Here is a 4,247-nt window from a genome sequence, read left to right on the forward strand (position 1 = left end):
CGCCGATGCCGTCAACGTAACATCCGCGCAGGGTGAGCAGAGATGAACAGGAATGGGCGGCCGAGACAGTTGCTCGACCCGGGGTATGTCGAGAATTCGGCCGGACCCGAATATCGCGGAGGGCTATGGGGTAATCCAGAGCGCATGCAGGCGAGCCTCGACGAGATGGCGCGATTACGTACGTTCCCGGTGCTCGGGCAACCAGCGACAGGGACGCCGTGATGGAACGAATGCAAGGCATAGACGCCGGCTATTTGTACATGGAAACGCCAACCATGCACATGCACACGCTCAAGGTCGCGCTGATCGAACCGCGAGAGGTGTTCACCATGGTGCGGTTCAAGGACGAATTGCTGTCCCGGCTGAACCAACTACCGCCACTGCGACGACGGGCGCTGCCTGCGCCATTCGCGCTGAACCATCCACTGTGGATATTCGATCGCCCGATCGATCCGGATCGACACGTCTTCCACCACACTGTGCCCGCCCCGGGCGGGATGGCGGAGTTGGAGGCACTGATCGGGACGGTCGCCAGCACGCCGCTGGACCGGTCGATTCCGTTGTGGGAATTGCATGTCTGCGAAGGCCTTGCCGACGGTCGGGTCGCGGTAATCGGCAAGTTGCACCACGCCCTCGCCGACGGCATCGCCGCGAACGCGTTGCTGGCGAATATCACCGACCAAAACCACTCGGCCCAAACCGATCTCGTGACACGTGTGGAGCAGACTCCGTCCACCATCGAGCAGGTTCGGCTCGCACTGCGCGACGCTGTCGCGCTGTTCCCCAGGCTCGGTGCACTGCTATGGCGAACTTCCGTCTCCCTGCGTGCGCTGGTTCGTCATCGGCGTCACTCCGATGTCGCTGTGCCGCGTCCCGTGCTCGACGCACCGAGAACGTCCTTCAACGGCCCACTCACCAGCCGTCGAATCTTCGCGACGTGCACGCTTCCACTCGACGAGATCAAGGAGATACGCCGCACGCACGACGTGACCATCAACGACGTCGTGCTCGGCGTCGTTGCCGGCGCGTTGCGCCGGTGGATGGGGGACCGCGGCGAACGACTTTCGACGGCGCTCGTCGCCGGCGTGCCGGTGGGGACCGATCCGCCCAATGGGCCGGTTCGGCTCGGCGGAAACCGCGTATCCAACCTGTTCACAACCCTGGCCACCGACATCGACGATCCGTTCGAGCGGCTGCGCGAGATATCCCGGACCACCGCCGAAGCCAAGAACGTCCAGCAGACCCTGGGGCCGAGCATGCTCATCGACTGGGTGCAGTTCACTCCACCCGGCCCCTTCAGCGCGGCCCTCCGGCTGTATTCGAAGTCCCGCGCGGCGGCCAAACACCCGCCACCGTTGAACGTCATCGTGTCCAACGTGCGGGGTCCCGGCGACGAGGTGACGATCTCCGGCGCACGGCTCAGCGATCTCTTCAGCGTCGGACCCATCCTGGAAGGCATTGGTCTCAATGTGACGGCCTGGTCGTACGGTGAGCGGCTGAACATCTCGTTGCTGAGTTGTCCGGACCTGTTGGATGATCTCGGCCCCTTGGTGGCAGAACTTCGCCCAGCCCTCGACGAACTCCACGCAACCGAGAAACGGGTGGCGAAATGAGCTCGAATCATGTTGTGCGAGTCCTGGACCGGCTCGTCGGGCTCGGCGGCCAAGCACTCTACGCCGGCGTCCGCGCCGGGGTGCGGCAGTTTCTCCCGGGTTTGCCCTTACTCGAGACAGTGCCCGACGGGCGAATGATCGAGCTTCCCGGCCGCGGCCGCACATTCGTGGTGGATGTCGCGGGTCCGTCGCAGTCCGCACCCACGGTCGTGCTGCTGCACTCACTGGGTTGCACCGCCTATCTCAGCTGGGCGGCCACACTCGGCGAGCTTTCCCGCCACTACCGAGTAATCACCTTCGACCAGCGCTGGCACGGCCGGGGGATCCGATCCGAAAGATTCGCGTTCAGCGACTGCGCCGAGGACGTCGTTGCCGTCATGAATTACCTCGACGTGGAGCGTGCACTGGTCGCCGGATATTCGATGGGTGGGGCCGTGGCTCAACTGGTGTGGCGTCGACACCCGCACCGCGTCACGGGATTGGTGCTGTGCTCGACCGCGCGAAACTTCCGCGGCAACCACGGCGAACGGGTGTTCTTCCCGATGATGACGGCCGCAATGCATCCGCTGTCGAGTTACGCGCTTGCCCGCGTGGACCGACTCGCGCAGCATCTCCCGGAGCTTCCGACGGTCGAAGTAAGCAATATGCCCAGCTGGGGAGGCATCGAGTTCCGCAGCACCAGCGCGTGGTCGTTTCCCGAAGTCATCGGTGAGCTCGGACGTTTCAATTCCGCTCCGTGGATCGACCGCGTCAACGTTCCGGCCGCTGTCGTCGTTACCGAGAACGACTGGGCAATCCCGGCACGCCGGCAACGCCGGCTCGCCGCTGCCATTCCGGGGTCCGAGATCTTCACCGCGCCCGGCGGGCATGCCTCGATCTTCCTCGACGCGAAGAATTGGATCCCGGTATTCGTGGGCGCCGTCAACGACGTGGCTCAACGCGTGCAAGGACGAGAAGCCGGCCAGACGGCGGCCAACTGAACGGATTGCACCATATGCACGTGCTCCGGTGGCCCACCCGGGCCTACGCCCTTCGATTTGCTCCTGACCAGCGGGAATCCGCGATTCTTCGTCGGCGCCGCCGACCCGAAACCACTTTGTGGCCCCCATTGTGGACCCGACGGTGGCCTTGCCTCGCAACGTATTTCACGATCCCTGCTTGGCAGCGAAATGGCGATTCAAGTCCGAACTCGGCTCCCCCGCAACGTCTTCTGACCCAACCGGTCTAAAACAGACCACGTGATCGGGCCTCCAGAGTCAAGTGCACGGCGGGCCATCGTCGCCTTTCAGGAAGCGTCGGAAGCCGCGACATCTGCTCGAGCGCGCAGCGGGCTGACTCCGGTTGACCGCCCGCCAATCCCGTTACTCGAACCTGGCCCGGATCCGCGGCGGCGGTATCCCGACCGAGAGTCTTGACCGAGTACCCCGCAACGCCGTATTTCGCGATCGGGAGCGGGCGGATTCCGTGCTGACGTACGCTCCTGCTAGACCGAGTGTGGTGAGGGCTGTGTCCGGCATGCCCGCCTCGCGCTGCGGCTCGCACTCATCGAAGAGGGGTGAGCGGCGTTGGATTCGACGACCGGAAACGAGCCGGCCGGGGTTCCCGACCCGGGTATCGGAGCGGCCGGGTGCGAGGTCGCCGTCACCTGGCATCACGACGTCGTTGTCCTCGGTGTGAGCGGAACGCTGGACATGGTGACCGCACCCCAGCTCACCGGATCGATCCACAACTCCCTGAAGAACGAACCGTCCGCGGTGATCGTGGACTTGACACGAGTTGGGTTCCTCGCTTCGGCGGGCATGACCGTACTCATCACCGCGCACGAACAGATCGGCGAATCCGCGCAGTTCGCGGTCGTGGCCGACGGACCCGCGGTCGCACGACCGATGCAACTCGTGGGTCTCGACAAACTCCTGACGGTCCACACCACCCTCGATGCCGCGCTCGAAGCCTCCTCCCCGAAGTGATCCGGGAGCCCCAATCGGAGGAACACAGGTCTCATCGGTGCGAAACCTGCGCGAGCCGACACCCCCATCCGCGGAGGGAGGCCTATCGGCGCGCAGAGTTGTACGAGCTGCTGAAAGTTTCTCGTAGGCTTGATATCCCGGGTAGCTCCACACAAGCGCGTCCGAGTTCGTCTGCGCGATCAAGGAGATTGCCGCCGGACCGCGAATACCCCGTGAGGTTCCGAAGACCCTGTGAGGTTCATCGGCCCGAGCACATGTCGAATCGGTGGATCAACCGACGTGTGTGTCACCGCGGAGCGGGTACTCCCCCGCGTATGAATGCTGCCGCCCTGGTCCGTACCGGTCCCACGCGATGAGGACGACCGTACCGACGAGTGTCGTCATCGTCGTTCCCGCCCGAAACGAGGCCGATACGTTGCCGGCGTGCCTGGCATCGCTGCGGCGTGCGCGAGCGCGCGCGCCGGTGCCGACGCGGATCGTGGTGGTTCTCGACGATTCGACGGATGCGTCGGCCTCGATGACCGGGGGTGAGGACGTGGTGACGGTACGGTGCCGCAACGTCGGCGCCGCCCGCGCCGCGGGTTTCAAGTTCGCGGGAGCCGCCGATCCGGATGCGCTCCTGCTCTGTACGGACGCCGATTGCGAAGTCGAACCGGACTGGGTGCAA

4 protein-coding genes are annotated in these 4,247 nt (G+C 64.8%); all 4 read left to right on the forward strand.

What is annotated here, in order from left to right; translation table 11 throughout:
* Nucleotides 1-221 precede the first annotated feature (221 nt).
* Nucleotides 222-1,613, forward strand: a complete 1,392-nt coding sequence (locus tag A8G08_RS10815) for a WS/DGAT/MGAT family O-acyltransferase (RefSeq protein ID WP_068273604.1) — start codon at nt 222-224, stop codon at nt 1,611-1,613.
* Nucleotides 1,610-2,593 carry an alpha/beta fold hydrolase gene (locus A8G08_RS10820; RefSeq protein ID WP_084436099.1) on the forward strand — a complete coding sequence of 328 codons (984 nt, stop codon included), beginning with the start codon at nt 1,610-1,612 and terminating at the stop codon, nt 2,591-2,593. Before A8G08_RS10815 ends, A8G08_RS10820 begins: the two co-directional genes overlap by 4 nt.
* A 585-nt stretch (nt 2,594-3,178) precedes the next feature.
* The gene (locus tag A8G08_RS10825) at nt 3,179-3,580 is read left to right on the forward strand and encodes an STAS domain-containing protein (protein WP_245672771.1); all 402 of its coding nucleotides are present in this window, start codon (nt 3,179-3,181) and stop codon (nt 3,578-3,580) included.
* A gap of 352 nt (nt 3,581-3,932) precedes the next feature.
* Nucleotides 3,933-4,247, forward strand: a 315-nt coding sequence (locus tag A8G08_RS10830) for a glycosyltransferase family 2 protein (RefSeq protein ID WP_157108512.1), incomplete at its 3' end; no start/stop codon positions are given.

The sequence above is a fragment of the Aldersonia kunmingensis genome (genome assembly GCF_001646865.1).
Taxonomy (GTDB): domain Bacteria; phylum Actinomycetota; class Actinomycetes; order Mycobacteriales; family Mycobacteriaceae; genus Aldersonia; species Aldersonia kunmingensis.